The 18093-nt window shown below is 58.8% G+C and carries 14 protein-coding genes; all 14 read left to right on the forward strand.

The window, feature by feature from the left end; all coding sequences use genetic code 11:
* Positions 1 to 4 precede the first annotated feature (4 nt).
* The 14 genes from VGL38_14825 to VGL38_14890 all read left to right on the forward strand — a co-directional run bounded on the left by VGL38_14825 (position 5) and on the right by VGL38_14890 (position 17739).
* Positions 5 to 256 (forward strand): 4Fe-4S dicluster domain-containing protein, encoded by a 252-nt coding sequence (locus VGL38_14825; GenBank protein HEY3296702.1) that lies wholly within the window; start codon positions 5 to 7, stop codon positions 254 to 256.
* Entirely contained in the window at positions 253 to 711 is a 459-nt protein-coding gene (locus tag VGL38_14830) for a hypothetical protein (GenBank protein HEY3296703.1), read from the forward strand. The genes VGL38_14825 and VGL38_14830 overlap by 4 nt, the downstream gene beginning before the upstream one ends.
* The gene (locus tag VGL38_14835; protein ID HEY3296704.1) at positions 708 to 1199 is read left to right on the forward strand and encodes a hydrogenase maturation protease; all 492 of its coding nucleotides are present in this window, start codon (positions 708 to 710) and stop codon (positions 1197 to 1199) included. Before VGL38_14830 ends, VGL38_14835 begins: the two co-directional genes overlap by 4 nt.
* The gene (locus tag VGL38_14840) at positions 1196 to 3226 is read left to right on the forward strand and encodes a methyl-accepting chemotaxis protein (protein ID HEY3296705.1); all 2031 of its coding nucleotides are present in this window, start codon (positions 1196 to 1198) and stop codon (positions 3224 to 3226) included. The genes VGL38_14835 and VGL38_14840 overlap by 4 nt, the downstream gene beginning before the upstream one ends.
* Positions 3227 to 3581: 355 nt before the next feature.
* Complete coding sequence (locus tag VGL38_14845) at positions 3582 to 4196, forward strand: RNA polymerase sigma factor (GenBank protein ID HEY3296706.1); 615 nt, start codon at positions 3582 to 3584, stop codon at positions 4194 to 4196.
* A 33-nt stretch (positions 4197 to 4229) separates the two neighbouring features.
* A complete protein-coding gene (locus VGL38_14850) occupies positions 4230 to 4574 on the forward strand; it encodes a hypothetical protein (protein ID HEY3296707.1) in 345 nt (114 codons plus the stop codon).
* Positions 4571 to 5026, forward strand: a complete 456-nt coding sequence (locus VGL38_14855) for a hypothetical protein (GenBank protein HEY3296708.1) — start codon at positions 4571 to 4573, stop codon at positions 5024 to 5026. Before VGL38_14850 ends, VGL38_14855 begins: the two co-directional genes overlap by 4 nt.
* 53 nt (positions 5027 to 5079) lie before the next feature.
* A complete protein-coding gene (locus VGL38_14860) occupies positions 5080 to 5964 on the forward strand; it encodes a hypothetical protein (GenBank protein HEY3296709.1) in 885 nt (294 codons plus the stop codon).
* 45 nt (positions 5965 to 6009) lie between these two features.
* Complete coding sequence (locus tag VGL38_14865; GenBank protein HEY3296710.1) at positions 6010 to 6618, forward strand: toll/interleukin-1 receptor domain-containing protein; 609 nt, start codon at positions 6010 to 6012, stop codon at positions 6616 to 6618.
* A gap of 195 nt (positions 6619 to 6813) precedes the next feature.
* The gene (locus VGL38_14870; GenBank protein ID HEY3296711.1) at positions 6814 to 9228 is read left to right on the forward strand and encodes an outer membrane beta-barrel family protein; all 2415 of its coding nucleotides are present in this window, start codon (positions 6814 to 6816) and stop codon (positions 9226 to 9228) included.
* A 373-nt stretch (positions 9229 to 9601) separates the two neighbouring features.
* A complete protein-coding gene (locus VGL38_14875) occupies positions 9602 to 14626 on the forward strand; it encodes a carboxypeptidase regulatory-like domain-containing protein (protein HEY3296712.1) in 5025 nt (1674 codons plus the stop codon).
* 238 nt (positions 14627 to 14864) lie between these two features.
* Positions 14865 to 16064, forward strand: coding sequence for a Re/Si-specific NAD(P)(+) transhydrogenase subunit alpha (locus VGL38_14880; GenBank protein ID HEY3296713.1), 1200 nt, complete (start codon positions 14865 to 14867; stop codon positions 16062 to 16064).
* Positions 16064 to 16351: an NAD(P) transhydrogenase subunit alpha gene (locus VGL38_14885; protein HEY3296714.1), complete on the forward strand. Its 288-nt coding sequence runs from the start codon at positions 16064 to 16066 to the stop codon at positions 16349 to 16351. Before VGL38_14880 ends, VGL38_14885 begins: the two co-directional genes overlap by 1 nt.
* Positions 16348 to 17739, forward strand: coding sequence for an NAD(P)(+) transhydrogenase (Re/Si-specific) subunit beta (locus VGL38_14890; GenBank protein HEY3296715.1), 1392 nt, complete (start codon positions 16348 to 16350; stop codon positions 17737 to 17739). The genes VGL38_14885 and VGL38_14890 overlap by 4 nt, the downstream gene beginning before the upstream one ends.
* Positions 17740 to 18093 lie beyond the last annotated feature (354 nt).

Genomic DNA, 18093 nt, shown 5'->3' on the forward strand with positions numbered 1-18093 from the left:
CGGAATGGTTCAAATCGCTATTCATGACACCGCCTGCCGGGGCTGCCGCGAGTGCGTGGACCTCTGTCCTACGGACGTGCTGGTGTTTGACGAACAGACGCGCCGCGCCCGAGTCGGTGAGGCGGACGACTGCATCGCCTGTCTGAGCTGCGCGTACGCCTGCCCATCCGGCGCGTTCAGCCACGCCGATTATCACGTGGTCAAGAATTTCTACCGGGATCTCGACTTCTGCCGCACGATGGAGAAATACCTATGACCGGCCCCGCTCCCGCCGCCCCCAGTGCTGAAGATCATGAAAAGGCCATGGCCGAAGTCTCGTTTCTCCTTGGCATGTTCGCGGCTACAATCGACGATTTGATGGGAGGCGCCACCAGCTCGGTGAGCCGCATCGCGGGACGGCACATGGCCCGCAAGCTCCCGATTCATCTGGAGGCTCATGATCTCGAAAGCGTGCTTCAGGCCGTCACCCATCATTTCCGGGGTGGCTTTGACATTACGTGCGCTTGCCGTGAAGGATCGGCGGACCTGACCATTGCCCAGTGCGCCATTCGCGACGTATGCCATAACCGCGGTCTTAAGCCGGGCGGCCCCTTGTGTACATTATTCCACAGCTATTTCGACGGAGTGATCAACGAACTCCACTACCGTCCGACAAAGTCCGAAATCCGCTCGGCCGGCGATGTGTGCACAGCGCATATGGTGCATCGATGAGTGAAACGGGCGGCGGTTTGATTGTGTGCGTGGGAAACAGTCTGGCCGGCGATGACCGCGCCGGATGCGCGGTCCACGATATGCTTTCGCGTGCAAACCTGCCCGGCAGTGTCACCCTGCTTCGGCTGGATTTGGCCGGGTTGGGGCTCCTGGACCATTTGAAAGGCCAGCACCTCCTCTTGATCGTGGACGCCGTTCAGCTGGGAAAACCGCCCGGTACGGTTCATGTGCTGGATTGGGATGAGATTCCCCCCTCTTCCGGAGCGGTATCGATTCACGGCATTGGAATCCGTGAGGCCATGGGAATTGCCGGAGAACTATTCGCCGATCAGTTGCCGCAATGCACGCGACTGATCGGAATTGAAGGACGCAGCTTCAGCGAATTGGGGGCGGAGATGACTGCGCCGGTCGCAGCGGCCATTCCGCGAGCCGTCGAGGAAATTGAGAAGCAACTTAAGCTGGCTGGCTTACACGACGAGGCCTTATGAGCAAACCCGAACATCCCAAAGACTCCGAGCGCAATTCCTCCAAATGTCCGCCACGGCCGCCAAAGGAGGGAGCTACACATCCTGCCCCGAGTGGTGAGTTGGACCCGCGCATGCTGGCTTCGCTGCCGGTGGCGCTGTGCGGCACGAATCGCGCGGGCACGATTGTGTTCTGGAGTACAGCCATGCGCGCCCTCACGGCACAGGACACCCACGATGTTCTCGGGCAGCCCTTGTGCTCTGTGGTCAACAACGCAGATGCGCTGGAGGTTCTCGAACAGGCTCTGGACAGCGGGCAGGTGGCGACCACCGAGACCTTTGCGCTTTCCAACCGGGAATCGGGGCAGTCGACCGATGTAAAAGTCACGGTAACACCCGTCGTTGCCGAGGACGGCGGTACGCTGGGCTGCTGGCTGGAAGTGCGCCGCCATCAGACAGGGCTCTCCAGTTCCGACACGCGCGAGGCTGCGGCGGAGATTCTGCGGCTGGCCGAGGAGATGATGAACGGCGAACTCTCCGCACGGGGGCGGGAAGCCGACTTCAGCGGCGCCGCCGCCGAAGTGATTTGCGCGGTGAACCAGATGCTGGACGCGCTAATCACTCCGCTGCGGGTTGCGGCCGAATCGATCCGCCAGATGGCTCACGGCTCTATTCCGGACTTCATCATCACCGAATACAAGGGTGAGTTTAACGAAATCAAGCGCAACCTGAACACGTTTCTGGCGGTGCTCTACGGGATGCACCACGAAACCCAGAATTTGATCCGTGCGATCAAAGAGGGCAAGCTGGACACGCGCGGCAACGATTGGGACTTCGAAGGGAACTGGAAGGCACTGATCGCGGGGGTCAACGACGTGCTTGACGCCACCATCAATCCGGTGCAGGAAGCCAGCGGTGTCCTGAGCAAGCTGTCGACCTACGATTTAACGGCCCGTATGAGCGGCAAGTATCGCGGCGATCACGCTCGCATCAAGAAGGTGCTGAACACGTCGCTGCACTCCCTGTGTGAAGCCTTCCTGCAGGTTTCCGGAGCGGTCTCCAAGGTGTCCGCCGCCGCGCAAGAGATTTCCCGCAGCAGCGACGCCGTGGCGGCGGGCGCCTCCGAACAGGCATCATCGCTCCGCGAGATTTCGGGCAGCATGACCCAGATTGCGCAACACTCCAAGCAGACCGCCGAGAATACGAAGCAGGCGCGGGAAATCACCGTGACGGCTCAGCAATCAGTGGAGGACGGGCGGTCGGGCATGATGGAACTGCTTGACGCCGTCGGACAGATCCGCGCCGCAGCGGAGAATACACAGACGATTCTGCAGGAGATCAACGCCATTTCATCGCAGACGGACGAGCTGGCCAAGAATGCCGCCCGCGAGGCCGCGCGGGTCGGAGCCTCGGCACGGGGTTTTGCAGTGGTGGCGGAGGAAGTGCGGAAGTTGTCGAAACGATCCAAAGATGTTGCCGTGAATATTGAACAGATTGCGGAGGTCACTGTCGGCGCGGGAGACGGCGAGGCCGGTGCGGAATTGTCTCAAGACGGCATGGAGAAGGTGGTGAAGGAACTCCACACCATGGCGCTGCAAACGAATTACCTTGCGCTGAACGCGGCGGTGGAGGCGGCCTATGTAGACCAGGCAGGCGCGGGGTTTGAAGCCGTCACGGCCAAAGTGCAGGATCTTGCCGGGCGGTCCAAGGAGTCGGCGGTGAAAACCGAAGGGCTCTTAAATGACTCCGTCGCGCTCTCCCGCAACGGCGAGGAACTGTCGCGCAGCGTCAATTCCGAACTGGTCTCGATCATTGACTCGGTGGGGCGCGTGACGGAACTGGTGAACAAGATTTCCGGAGCCAGTGACCGGCAGGCCGCGGAAGTAGACGGCGTGAACCAGATGATCGCCCAGATCAACCGGGTGACGCAGGAAAACAGCGAGAGTGCCAACCGCAGCACACAGGCTGCCGCCGAGCTGACCAGCCAAACCGAGACGCTCTCCGAGTCGGTGCACCGGTTCAAACTGCCAACGGGGTGCGTGGCGCCATAGCAGAATCACGGTACGCGTTCAGGCATGGAAAATCCGATGATGATCTCATCGGCTTTTCTGATTTTCGGAGACGCGGCAAGTATCGCCGTCCTGTTGGCCGGAGACACGCGATGGAGCGGAGACGCCCGTGACGGCCCTTTTGGGGATCGGCGATCCTGTTCCACAGGTTAGAGAAGCGGAGATGTCTTGGAATTGCTATATTGCGGGAAAGTGGTTATTCCTACTCAAAGACTGAACAAATGATCATGACGGAATGCCTGCAACCTCGCCGACGTCTAATGGGCGGAGGGAGGAACGAAGCGGTCAGTGATCACATTGGGCGCATCGGCCGTGTCATCCGAGATCCTTACGTACGTTGTTGGAGAGTCCTCTGCTACGGGTAGAACAGACAAGCGATTATGGCTCCAAGCCCGGCAGTCAGAGTGATGCGGGATCGGATGCAGACCTCATCGGACGCACCCTAAGCGGCGATGAGTCGGCCTTTCGCGTGCTTGTTGAACGCTATCAGGCGCAAGTGGCGGCGACCGTGATTGGAATATTGGGGTCCGGAACAGAGGCGGAGGACGCAGGCCAGGAGACGTTTATCCGCCTGTTCCGGTCACTCAGCAGGATTCGCGGCGAATCGTCACTGGGGACGTATGTGACGCGGATTGCCATTAATCTGAGTCTGGATGCGGCGCGGAGGCGGCACAGGCGACGATTCTGGCTGCGAATCGATGACGAAGATGAAGCGCTGCCGGAAGCGTTAATCGTGGAAAGCGGTCAGAATGCCGAGAGCAACGAACGGCGGGAGCGAGTGCAGCGGGCGGTGCGGGCACTCGATCCCAAGCACCGCGCGGTGGTGGTGCTGCGCATGATTCGCGGCTTCTCGACGAAAGAGACAGCGGTGTTGCTGGGAATTCCCGCAGGGACAGTATTGTCACGACTGCCCGGGCACAAGAGAAGCTGCGGCCTATGCTGCAGTCCCTGATGGACGATGAACGGATTGACGGAGGAGAGCGGATTGAAATCAAAGGTTAACATTTCGGAGAAGGCGCGGAACGCCGGCGAGGAGCGCAGGCTTTGGATGCTGCTGGCCGGGAGTGCGGGAACGTTTGATACGTACTTTCCGGCGCGGGTGATGGCACGGCTCCACTCCCGGCAACCGGAGGACGAATGGATTGCCGGGCTGCTTGTCGCCTTCCGCCGGGTGGCGCTGGTGGCAACGATTCTCACAGGTTTGCTGGTCAGCTACAATATCGTCACGCAATGGGAAGCACGGCGGGATTTGAATGCGGTGGAAATTACTCTGGCGATACCTCCGGCCACGATTCAAAGCTCCCTTGACCACATGGACTTCGGCTTATGAAACTGGAACCCAAACCTGCGCTAGTGGTGATCGGTACGCTGTTGATCGGCATGGCACTCGGCGCGCTGCTGCTTTCGGTGGTGATGCGGTTCCGGATGGAGCGTCTGCACCACATGATGGGGCATGGCGGCTTTCAGCAGAGTTTAATCGAAGCCATCGGGCCGATGAACGATACGCAGCGCACGGCGGTTGAAGAAGAAATCCGGCAGTCTTCGGTGCGGATCGACTCCACGATGAACGCAAGCCGCGGGCAAATCGACGCGATGATCGATTCGATGAATGTGCGCCTCGATTCGCTGCTGACGCCGGAGCAAAGAACGCGGCTGCACCAGGAGATAGGCCGCCGCCCGCACGGGCGTGGTGGTCCCCCTTTCGGCGGGCCCCGTTTCGGAGGTCTTCCCCCACCCGATGGCCGCCACAACGGTTCGCCGCATGAGCATGACGAACGATAGCGTTGTCAGGTTGAAATGATCATAGAATTTCCAGCGTGAAAATGAACCGAAACATGAGAGTCCCGGTAGCAGCCGCACTGGCGCTGCTGGCGATACTGAGTATTATGGTATTGACCGGCTGCAAAGGCGAACGCATTGCGGCCACGTGGCGGAGCGATAGTATTCGGGTTGACGGACGGTCCGGCGACTGGGACAAGTACCCGCGCACCGTGTTCAAGAATCCCCACCTCGCCCTGGCGGCATGCAACGATTCGCAACGCGTCTTCCTGCTGTTCCACGTCAATGATCCGGATCTGGTGCTGGCTGCCCAGCGCCGTGGAGCGACCGTGTGGTTCTCCACCGGCGGCCAGAAGAAGACGTTCGGCGTCACCCTCAGGGGAAACGGTCCCGACTGGCGCGGTGAACGGCCACCGAATAGAGGAAACGACGATGCGATGCCGCCGGACTCCGAGCCAACAGATTTCGCGCCGCCGGCGCTGCCGGGTCTGGCTGTGCTGTACGGAACAGAGCGGAAGCGAATTCCCGTTCGTGATCAGGACGTGGGAATGCCCGCGGGAGAATCATCTCAGGAAGGCGGTGGAATCACCTTCGAATTCTCGGTGCCTTTGGCCGGCGCGGAGGCCCAATACGGCATTGACGCTTTCCCGGGATCGGTGATCATGGTAGGCGTGGAGATGAGCGGCAGAGGCGCCGGTAACATGGGGCGGCACATGCGGGACAGGCAGAACGGTGGTGAAGGCCGTGGTCCCGGCGGCATGGGCGGACCGGAAGGCGAACCGCCAGGGGAAGGCATGGGCGGCGAAATGCCCGCCAGAGGTCAAGGCGGCAGGCCGGGAATGCGCGGTCAACATAAGGGCGGCAACGAACAGGAATCTGCGTCTCCCCAGGAGATCTGGTTCGAACTGTCACTGGCCAAGCCAGCCGTGGCAATGCAATAAGTGAACATAGTGTCACGACCCTATTCAAACAACGGAATTCAAGCCATGGGATATTTCAGGCGAGACGAGTTGGACGCCTATGCGGACACAGCGCAGCGTAGCGACCGTATGGGTCCACCCAAGGCTGAGGATCTTTGTCCCGGAGTCACAGCCTATGTGTCACATCACCGCGCGGATCACGTCGCGGCGGCCGGTCTGAGGGCGCTCCTGATGGCACAGGGAGTGACGGTGCGCACGGAGGCGGTGCCGGATGGACTCGATCCCACGGCGACCGACCAGTGCAAGCAGGGAATTCGGGACTGCACGGTTTTCCTGCTGCTGGTTTCACATCACTCGCTCCAGTCGTTGTGGCTGCCGTGGGAACTGGGTCTGGCCGAGAGCCTGAAGCCGGCGATGGCCATTGCGCTTGTGCCCTTGGAGGAGGTCACCGGAACGGCGGCCTGCGAAGCTTTGCTCCGGCGTTACCACACCTTGCGCCCGGACGAACATCAGGCCGCCGTACTTTTTTCTCCTATGGGCTTTGTGGCGGAACTCTCGGACTGGTTGCGCGGCAGGCAAAGAGATTTTGGAGCCAGTGCATCCCGGCTCAGCACCGTCCAGACTGCCCAGCGCGAGGTTCATCCCTTCCACCAGCGCGGGTGCGGGGGATTGTGAGGCAAGTTAATACTCTGGAATTTAATTGAAGCCCGTGAGTCCGTAGCTTACGGGCTTCTATTTAGGCCGACATTGAACAGATGGGCCGATCCCGCCTGCTGCGGGATGAGATTTTGTCCGGCAAAATTCGTATCTTATTGCTCTTCATTTTCCGCCACGCCAATCCGGTCAAGAGCAACCCAACACGATAGACTCATGCATCTCATTAGACGAGTTCTTTTCCTTCTCAGCTTCGCCTCCGCAGTCAGCGCACTGTGGGCGGAAGACAGTTCGCTGGGCAATATTCAGGGAGTGGTGATTGACGAAGCCACACGGCTTCCCCTGCAATTTGTGAATGTCACACTGCGAAAGAGCGGGGACAGCACCGCCGTTACGGGACAGATCACCGACTCGGCAGGGGTCTTTGCCATGCATGGAGTTCCGGCAGGGGAATACTATGTGACTCAGCAGATGATCGGTTACCGGCCACGCAAGAGCCCTGCCTTCCGGATCAGTCCGGATCGATTGACCGTGAACTTGGGAAAGATTGCCCTTGCTACCAGCGAAATTCAGATGGATGAGGTGCAAATTTCGGCGGAGAAGATGCTGTTCACGACGTCGATCGACCGCAAGATCTACAATGTGGAGCGGGATTTGACGGGGAAGTCGGGATCGGTCAGTGAACTGCTGCAGCATGTGCCGTCGGTGCAGGTGGATATTGACGGAAATGTGAGTCTGCGCGGCTCGTCGAATGTCATGTTTATGGTGAACGGACGCCCGTCGCCGCTGGTCAACCGGAACAGTTCAACCGTGCTGGAGCAGATGCCTGCCAATTCCATCGAGCGCATCGAGGTGCTCACCAATCCCAGCGCGGAGTTCAAACCGGATGCCGCCGCAGGAATCATCAATATTGTGATGAAGAAGAACACGACCGCCGGCATGAACGGCAGCGTGGCGGGCAATATGGGAGACAGCGAACGGTACAATTCGAATCTCAGTTTGAACTACAATCCCGGAAAGTACAATCTGTACGGGAGCTATGGGATTCGCCGCAACAACCGGAATCGCACCACCACGGATGACCGCCAGCAGGCGGACACGAGCTTTGCCTTCTTGAGCCAGAGGACCAGCGGACATGCCCGGCCCTTAATGCAGACGGCGTCGGGCGGATGGGATTATCAGGCCGGCAAGCACGACCAGTTCGGACTCTCCGGCAGTTACTTCGGGAGCGGCGTTGACCGTACGGAGAATGCCGACAACATCTTATCTGACGCGAACCGGACCTTGACCAGCAGCTATGTCCGCAACCGGAATCAGGATCAGTCGTACAAGGAAGCCGAGGTGACCGGGTTCTACGAGCACGGTTTTGCCAAGGAAGAGCACAGCCTGCGGTTCGAATTCACGTCATCCTATGCACCGGAGCGGGAAGACAACCAGTTCACCAATATCTATCGCACGCCGGCCATATCGAACACCTTCGACAAGTCCCGCCTGAAGGAGACCGAAAGCAATCACCAGGTGTCGGTAGACTATGCGAATCCCCTTTCGGAAACAACCTCGCTGAAGGCCGGATATTCGGCGGAAATTCAAACCGGTGATTTCGACAACCACATCGAGAACTTCGACGCAGCGCAGCAGGTCTACGTCGTGGATACCGCCAAAACCAACCGGTTTCGCAGCCACCAGATAACGCATGCGCTTTACAGCACGTGGCGGCAGTCTTTCGGAAAGCTCGGCGTACTGGCGGGATTGCGCGGAGAATACGTGGATCTCACGTCCAATCTGGTAACGCTGGATTCTTCAATCTCCCAGTCTTATGCCAACGTCTACCCTTCTCTGCATCTGTCCTATGGAGTGAGCAAACCCGTCGAACTGCAATTGAGCTACAGCAAGCGGACCCGCAGGCCGGACATTGACGATCTGAATCCGTTTCCCGAATATTCCGATCCGCGCAACGTGCGCTCGGGCAATCCGAAACTGCGGCCCGAGTATGTCCATTCCTTGGAACTGGGCTGCCAATACCGTCAAGGGGAAATCAGCGTGACACCGGCCCTGTTCTACCGTTACACCTACAACCGCTTCACGTGGGTGACAAGAGCGCTGAACGACAGCGTGCTGCTGACGACCCACGACAACCTCTCGAATGATCAGGCCGGCGGCCTTGAGGTGAATGTAACCGCCGGCGTGGCGAAGGTGGTGTCGTTGCATGGCACGGCGAGCGTGTACGAAAATCAGATTGACGCCTCCAACCTGACGGGCGGGCGAAGAACCGTGAACACATGGAGCAGCAATCTGACCATGGACATTAATGCAACGGAGACCACTCGGCTGCAGTTAAGTTCCAACTACCGCTCCTCGATGCTGACCGCGCAGGGGCACATGTCTCCAAGCTACACACTGAACGCGGGCTTCAGACAGCAGTTTTACAACGGCAAGCTATCGTTACTGGTTACCGTCACGGATATTTTCCATACCATGAAGCGCGAGTTTACCGTGGACACGGCAACGCTGCACGAGACCGCCGTCACAACCTTCGACTCCCGCGTCATCTATGCGGGTTTGACCTTCCGGTTCGGAAAGGCACCGAAGAAGTCGCGTGACGAGCAGATCAGGTACGACTCGGGAGAATAGAAGAACTTCAGGCGCGGGAGAAAGGACACCTTGCGCAGCGCGAGAGCGCACAGAATAAAAGGCAGGGGGCCGACCCAGTACTTCTGAGTCGGCCCCCTGTTTCATTTTCCACCGGACCGTTGTACATAGCAGACGCCCATGCCTCCCTTCTCTATATGCCGCCCGTTGAACACATGAGCCGGGCGATTGATGTGTCTTTATAGTTTTCAATAGGATATGTTAATCAGACTCTTTTAGGAGTGGAAAGGAAATCGTTGACATACTCTCGGTAATGCTGTAACTTAATAACTTAAGCGTGGGCTGCCGACAATTTTGATCGGCCCGTAAGTTGTAAAATACAGGAAATGTTGCCACCAACATTGAGGAGTCAGCTATGAGACGACTTGTTAAGGTTTGGGTGTGGGCACTGGCATTGTTGACGCTGGCCGGCGCGGTAGTGGTGATGGGCGCCACCGGAAGTCGAAGCGTTACCCACCAGACCGAGACCGGGAGGCCGGTTAATCCTGCGCTGAGCGAAGCTTTCGCCAGGATGCAGGAGAAAGTTCACCGTGGAATCCCGCTGAATGATCAGGACAAGCAATTGACGGCCGAGATGATGGCCGCAACATCCGGGCGCGAGTCACGGCGTCCGCTGGATAACCAGGGCGGGCCGGATGCGTTCGGTTACATGTTTGTGGATAATCAGGGCGGCGACACGGCGACATACTCCTGGATCGAATTACGGGGAGACGATAACGCAACGTGGCTGAACGCCGCGGATTTCACCAGCGTCGACGACGGCATGACGAATGCCCCTGTGGAAATCGGCTTCAACTTCCCCTTCTACGGCCAGACCTATTCGCAGTGCTCTTTCGGAACGAACGGCGATGTGCAGTTCGCCACGAGCTATGCGTATGAATACACCCAGTGCCTGCCCCGCATGCAGTCGGGTGCAATGGTAACGGCCTTCGCCACGGACTTGCATTTGTTGAATGGCGGCATCCCGACCGGCGACGGTGTGGTAGGTTACAAGAATTTCGGCACCTATTTCGTCGTGGAATGGGATTCGGTTGGGTTCTACAATACGGGCATCTGCCCGAATGGCTCTTTGAAGTTTCAGGCCATTCTGTACAACTCGGGGCGGATCAAATTCCAGTATAATCAGTTGATCGTCCCGACGGGATGTTTCGGCACGTACGCTCCGAATATCGGTATCCAGCAGAACGGCACAACGGGCACCAGCCTGGTGTACGCCTGCGGTCAGGCCGGGATCTTCCCGGTGGACGGCCAAGCCACGTGGTTTGTGCTGCCCAACGGTGTGCCACGGCCTGTGACCAATTTGCAAAGCGCCGTGAATGGACATGACGTCACGCTGACGTGGGTGGATCCGACGCAGGACACCAACGGCAACCCGATGGCCGTAGACAGCGTGCAGATCTGGATGGGCGCTCCCGGACAGGGTACTCGCGTCGGCGTGGTCAGCCCCGGTGTTCAGACGTTTGTACACTCCAACGCGCCGGACGGCAACCTCGTGTATTATGTTCGCGCCGCCAACGAAGGCTGGTTCAGCCCCTCGGTCACAGCGAACGCCATGGTGGGGACTCCGACGTACAGTCAGGATTTTGAAATCGACAACGGCGCATGGGTTGCGGACAACGGCTGGGCCTGGGGAACGCCGACGTTTGCTCAGGCTCCCGCGCCGCACAGTGGCACCAATGTGTGGGGTACCGTCCTGGATGGACCGGTTCCTGCCAATGCATGCTACCATCTCGACTTGGATCTCGGTTTGGAAGTGATCAGTCCCGCAGCTACGTTGGAATTTTGGGGATGGTGGAGCATGTATCCGGCCAACGGGTATGACGCCTGCCATTTCGAAGTCAGCGTGGATGGCGGCACAACGTGGGAGCTGATCACCCCGGTGGACGGCTATACGGGAATGATATGGAATAATCAGACCTGTATTCCGAATCAGAATGCGTGGAGCAACACCAGCAACGGCTGGCGGCATATCGTTCTGCCTATCGGTGCCTACCTCGGCCAGACTCCGATGTACCGTTTCACCTTCGGGTCCGTGTCCTGGAGCAGCACCTATGCCGGTTTCTACATCGACGACATGATGATCTGGGGACTTCACCCGGCGCAGCAGGCCAACATTGCAGGAACCATTACCCTGAATGGCGGCACAGGCAACGTGACTCAGGCGCTGGTAGCGACCGACGGATTGGGAAGCCCGACGGCTCACCCCGCGGCGAACGGAACCTACACACTGACCAACGCTCAGGTCGGACACCGCCGCATTGTGGCCAGCCTGGCCGGTTATGTTCCCGATACCCTGCTGGTCCTGCTGGACAGCACGGGCTACACCGGCGCGAACATCACGCTGCGCCGCGTGGCTCCGCCTGCTCCGACAGGTTTGACAGGCACCGTCCGTACCACCGCTCGCATAGACAGCCTGCATTGGGACGTGTCTCCCGATGTGCTGGTGGACGGCTACAAACTCTATCGCCGCCCGGACGGGACCCCGACGTGGCAATATCGCCGTACTGTCACTGGACGCGCGACGCAGTGGGTACTGGATACGCTGGAAACGGAGGGCGTTTATCAGTACGTGATTACCGCGATTGACAACGACGTTACCGATCCTCCCGTAGAATCGGACTATTCGAACACGATCACCAAGGCTTTCGGACATCAGCCGCCGGCCCTGCTGACGGCCAATGGCAATTTCGATAACCGGATTCACCTCTCATGGGTTGCGCCCGGTGCGCCGCTCGAGCGGGAAGTGTATTACGACAACGGCGTCAACTCGCCGGCCGTGTTCGATATCCGCTGGCTCGGTCAGGTGTCTTTCGGCTACTTCGTGTCCCACTTCCAGACGAACAATGGACCGGCCACGATTACCCGGATCAAGATCTACTACACCCACAATGCGACCCTCGGAGATCCCATCGAAGTGGCGGTGTTTGCCGACACCGGCGATGGAACACCGACCTTCACTCCGCTGGGTCTGATCTCCACTCAGCAGGAAGAGCCGTTCGACTCTTTCCGCACCTTTATCGTGGATCCTCCGGTGACGATTCCCAGTGGATCGTTCTTTGTGGGAACACGCCAGGTTACGGCCAATGGCATCTGTATTGGCGGTGATCAGGTCGATCCCATGATCAACAACACGTTCTTCTGCGCGCCGGATGTGTTCAGTTGGTATACCTTCGAGTGGGAAGGGTTGATGGCCATTCCGATGATTCGAGCGCTGGTCGTTGGTGATATCGGCGATGGCTTGGCGTCGGAGACCGAGCTGGCACCGTCGCCTTCGCGGATCACGGCGCCGGTTCCCGCGTTCCTCGCGCATCCTTCCAAGACCATGCAGGCGCTCAGCGGTTCGGTCCCGGGCAAGAAGTCGATGACGCAACCGGCGGTCGCCCTGTGCGGTGCGCCCGGTTATCGCGGCATGCAGATGGGTGACATGGCCGACCGCCGGCGCACGAGCTTGCCTTATCGCGCACCCTACATGGAAGCCGCGGGAAGCGTCAATCCGGGACGCCACGGTCACTCGCTGGACGACGTGGTGCGATTCGTAATCTACCGGGACAATGCCGTGCGCGATTCGGTTGGGCCGAACGTGACTCAATATGACGACGCGACCCCGCCGCTGCAGGAGAACGTTCCGCATACCTACTGGGTCAAAGCCCGCTGGGATGACAACGCCTTGTCGGTGAACTCGGACACGGTTACGGCGCGATGCAACATGGCGCCGGGCGCACCGACCAATGTCACGGTGACGCCGGTCGGTCTGTCTCAGATGCATGTGACGTGGACGGATCCAACGATAAACGCCGACGGAACACCCTGCACCGATTTGGACAGCCTGCGTGTTTATCGCGACGGAACGTATATCGGACACGTCCTGCATGGTGTACAGACCTACACCGATACTCCGCCTGATCCCATGATGATCTACTCATGGACGGTCAAGGCGATTGACGAAGTACCCAATGAAGGAGCCGGCGCGAGCGCCAGCGGTTCGGTGGTCAGCCCGTGGCATACGGTGGAACTGCAGTGGGTGGACATCACCACGAACGGCACCGTGGCCGCGCAGAGTGACGACATCGTGACCGGTCCGTACGATCTGGGATTCAATTTCCCCTATTACGGCCAGACCTACACATCGGTGATGGTGGGTTCCAATGGCTACATCACCTTCGGTGACCAAACGGTGACGCTCGGGGCTCCGTGCCCGCCCAATGTCGGCGTGCCCAACGGTGTGGTGTTTGCTTTTGCAGCGGATCTTTGGCCGACCGCAGGCCAGTGCAAGTACTATGCGGACGCCGCCAACCAACGGTTCATCGTGAGTTGGGACCATTGCCCGCCGTGCTGTTCCGACAACAGTCCGTACCGTACTTTCCAGATTATTCTCGATTCGAACGGTGGCGTCACGCTGCAATATGGTCAGATGGATAACAACAGCGGCGTGGTGGGTTTGGAAAACGCGGATGGATCCGATGGTGTCAGCCTGTGGTGCAATAATACCGGGCCGTTTACGCCGGGCAATAATGCCGTTCAGTTCTGGGGCGGTCCGCGCCAGGCGATTGACGGCACGATCCGCCATCTGGGCGGTTCCAATCCGTTCCTCGAAAATGCCCACGTGTGGGTGACCGGTTTGCCCGATACGATGCTGACCGATGCCAATGGCCATTATCAGATGCCGGTGGATCCGGGCACGTACACGGTGCATTTCCAGCACGCGACGCATTGTGATTCGGTGCGGGCTAACGTGGTGGTGGAACCCAATGTGAACTCTACCATCAATATGTCGCTGCGTTCGCCGAATGCCACGCTCTCGGCCAGTTCGCTGACGTTTGTGGTGCGCCGCTTCCAGACGGTCCCGCAATCGTTCACGATCACAAATACTGCGGGCAACTGTCCGTTGAGCTATGAGGTACTCGATAGCGTGGCATGGCTGACGAGCGATCCGGCAAGTGGCACGGTGAATCCGAATGAGACAACCACCATTACGGTCACTGCCGCTCCGGGAACCTTGCAGCCGAACGAGTACCACACCACCATGCGGGTGCTGTGCAACGCGCCGGGCAGTCCGTTCCTGCTTCAGGTGGATATGAACGTGCTGTCGGTGGACCAGATCCCCGGCCTGCTGCCGACGGAGTTTGCCCTGCACGCCAACTATCCGAATCCCTTCAACCCGACGACGCTGCTGCCCTTCGACGTGCCGCAGAACAGTCAGGTGGCTATCATCGTCTACAATGTGATGGGGCAGGAAGTGGCCACGCTGGTCAACGGCAAGTACGCCGCGGGCCGCTATCAGGTCAGCTTCGATGCCGGAAACCTTCCCTCGGGTCTTTACCTTGTGAAGATGACCGCCGGAAACTACACCGCCATGAACAAGATGATGATGCTGAAGTAAGAACGCTACCCCCATCTAACTTCCCCCACCCAGTGGGGGAAGGACTGGGTTAGTAGTGTAGGTGAAGGAAGACGAAAAAGAAGAGGGCGATCCACGAGGGTCGCCCTCTTCTTTTTTTAGTTTTGGAAAGGAGGTACGGAACCGAATGCTTACCTTTCGAGTCTTATAGGGGCTGTTGATATGCATCGCTAATCCTCCGGCAAATACGGCATAATTAAGTCACATAGAGTAGTAGCCCGTGTTAATCGGCATCTTAAAAGAAACCGCTATCCATGAGCGCCGGGTGAGCATCGTGCCCGACGGAGCCGCTGCGCTGATTGCGAAGGGAATAGAGGTTGTTATCGAATCCGGCGCGGGGGAAAGTGCGTACTACCCCGACCGGGCTTATCAGGACAAAGGCGCACGTATCGCCGCCACTCGGGAAACGGTGCTGGCGGCGGATGTGCTGGCCACGGTAAATTTGCCGGGAGTGCCACTTGCAGATCGGCGCGCAATTATTGAACGGCTTCACCCGCAGCAGATTATGATGGGGCTCTTGAATCCGCTGGGTGATCCAAAGCTGATGGATGCACTGGCGGCGCGCAACGTCACCGCCTTTGCCCTTGAACTGGTGCCACGGATTACGCGCGCACAGAGTATGGATGCGCTCTCGTCGATGGCTACGGTAGCCGGATATTCGGCGGTGCTGATTGCCGCGCGGACTCTGCCGCGATTCTTCCCGATGCTGATGACCGCCGCGGGCACGGTGACTCCGGCGCGGGTGTTCGTCATCGGCGCGGGCGTCGCCGGATTGCAGGCGATTGCCACGGCACGGCGGCTGGGCGCGGTCGTACATGCCTATGACGTGCGGCCTGCCGTCAAGCAGGAAGTGCAAAGCCTCGGCGCGAAGTTCGTCGAACTGGACCTGGAAACGCGCGCCGCGGCGGACAGCGGCGGCTATGCCCGTGCGATGGATGAACGTTTCTATGCCAGACAGCGGGAACTGATGAGCCGAGTATTGGCCCATAGCGACGTAGTGATCTCCACGGCGGCTGTTCCGGGAAAGAAGGCTCCGGTGCTGATCACGCGGCAGATGGTGAGCCTTATGCCGCCGGGTTCGGTGATTGTGGATCTGGCCGCGGAGCAGGGCGGCAACTGCGAAGCTACGAAGCCGGGGGGCACGGTCGTCGAGCGGGACGTGACGATTCTTGGGCCGCAGAATCTGCCCTCTTCCCTTCCCTACCACGCCAGCCAGATGTACTCGAAGAACATCACGTCCTTTCTGCTGTATGTACAGAAGGAACTGCCTGAGGAAGGCACTGGCGAGCGTCTGGTCTTGGCGGAGGATGAGATTATCCACGACACACTGGTGATGCACGGCGGTCGGATAGTGAACGCGAGAGTCCGCGAGGCGTTGGGCAATTCCGCCCTGCCTGCAGAAGAAAGGCAAACGGTGTAATGGAAACTCTGGTTACGGCGATTACGGTGTTTGTACTCGCGACGTTTGTAGGTTTTGAAATCATCCACCGGGTACCGCCACTGCTGCATACGCCACTGGTCTCGGGCACGAATGCGATTTCCGGCATCACTGTCGTCGGAGCAATCGTGACGGCGGGGACAGGACACGACACGATCACGGCGGTTCTGGGGTTTGTGGCCGTGGCTTTCGCGACGATTAATGTGGTCGGTGGGTACGTGGTGACGCACCGCATGCTGAAATCCTTCAAGAAGAGCCGTGAACGGTGAATCTCAGTATTGTCAACTTCGCCTACCTGGTGTCCGCCGTACTCTTTATCCTCGGACTGAAGATGATGGCGCATCCCAGCACAGCGGCGCGTGGAAACCTCTACAGCGCCGTGGGCATGCTCATCGCCATTGTGTTTACCCTGTGGGGCTGGGAGATCCTCAGTTATGAGCTGATCCTGATTGGAATTCTGATCGGGTCCACCATCGGGGTCGTCCTTGCGCTGCGGATCAAGATGACGGCGATGCCGCAGATGGTCGCGTTCCTGCACGGTTTTGGCGGTGCGGCGTCCACACTTGTGGCCGGAAGCGAACTGATTCGGACACAAGGCGATCCGGTGGCGCTCAGTAATCAATTTACCATATCTGTCGCGGCTACCGGTCTGATCGGCACGGTAACGTTCTGGGGCAGCCTTGTGGCTTTCGGGAAACTCCAGGAGTTTGTTCTGCGAGGCGATCCCATTCACTTCCCCGGGCAACAGCCGCTGAATGTGGCCTTGCTGATGGTATGCGTCGCCATTGGCGCCATGCTCGTTCTGAATCCTCAGCCCAATCTGTATTGGCTGCTGGTAGCCGTGGCCTCCGTGCTGGGGATCCTCGTGGTGCTTCCGGTGGGGGGCGCGGATATGCCCGTTGCCATCTGCGTCTTGAACTCTTCGTCCGGTCTGGCAGGCTGCGCCACTGGTTTTGCGATCCACAACAATGCCTTGATTATATCGGGAGCGCTGGTGGGCTCATCCGGCATGATCCTGGCGGACATCATGTGCAAGGCGATGAACCGCTCTCTGATAAGCGTGCTGTTGGGGACTTTGGGGCCAACGGCAGGATCCCCCACGGCGGATGCGGTGTATGACGGGAAGATCAAGAGCGCTTCCCCCGACGAGATCGCCATGCTCTTCGAAGCGGCGCAGCGCGTGGTGATTGTCCCCGGCTACGGTATGGCCGTCTCGCAGGCACAGCATGCGGTGAAGGAACTCGAGCAATTGCTCGAATCCCACGGCGTAGAGGTGGAGTACGCGATTCATCCCGTGGCCGGAAGAATGCCCGGCCACATGAACGTGCTGCTGGCGGAAGCGAATGTTCCCTATGACAAGCTGCGTGAGATGGACGATATCAATCCCACGATGGGAACGGCGGACATCGCGCTGATTATCGGAGCCAACGATGTGGTCAATCCCATGGCGCGCACCGATCCGAAAAGCGTGATCGGCGGAATGCCGATTATCGACGCGGATAAGGCACACACGGTGGTGGTAATTAAGCGCAGTCTCAGCCCGGGCTTCGCTGGGATTCCCAATCCGCTGTTTGCCGCACCGAATACGCTGATGTTTTTCGCCGACGGCAAGAAGGCTATTTCCGATCTGATTCACGCCATCAAGGAAAGCCAATAGGCATCCTCTGACGTTCTGCAAGCGAGTGCAGTGAAACCCTGACACACATAGTGTGGTCAGGGTTTTTCTTTAGGGCAGATCGGAATCTTTGCCGGCAGACCCCTTTGGCGCGAGGGCGATTACCTCTTTGGAAGTCCGCTAACGCAGGATCATTTAGAGAAACAGCTTTTCCGGATTTGAACACGCTGTTTTTACTATGTTATGCAATCTTATCTATAATTTTATGTTTATTAAGGCATTATTAAGAAGCACCTTGCTTTTCGCCGAAGGCACATTAAATTGATATTGTAGATATGCAAGTCGACAAGTCGTGACTGGAGTTCAATCGAAAGGGACCCTCTATGCAAAGATCTT

The sequence above is a fragment of the bacterium genome (assembly GCA_036504735.1).
GTDB lineage: Bacteria > Electryoneota > RPQS01 > RPQS01 > RPQS01 > DASXUQ01.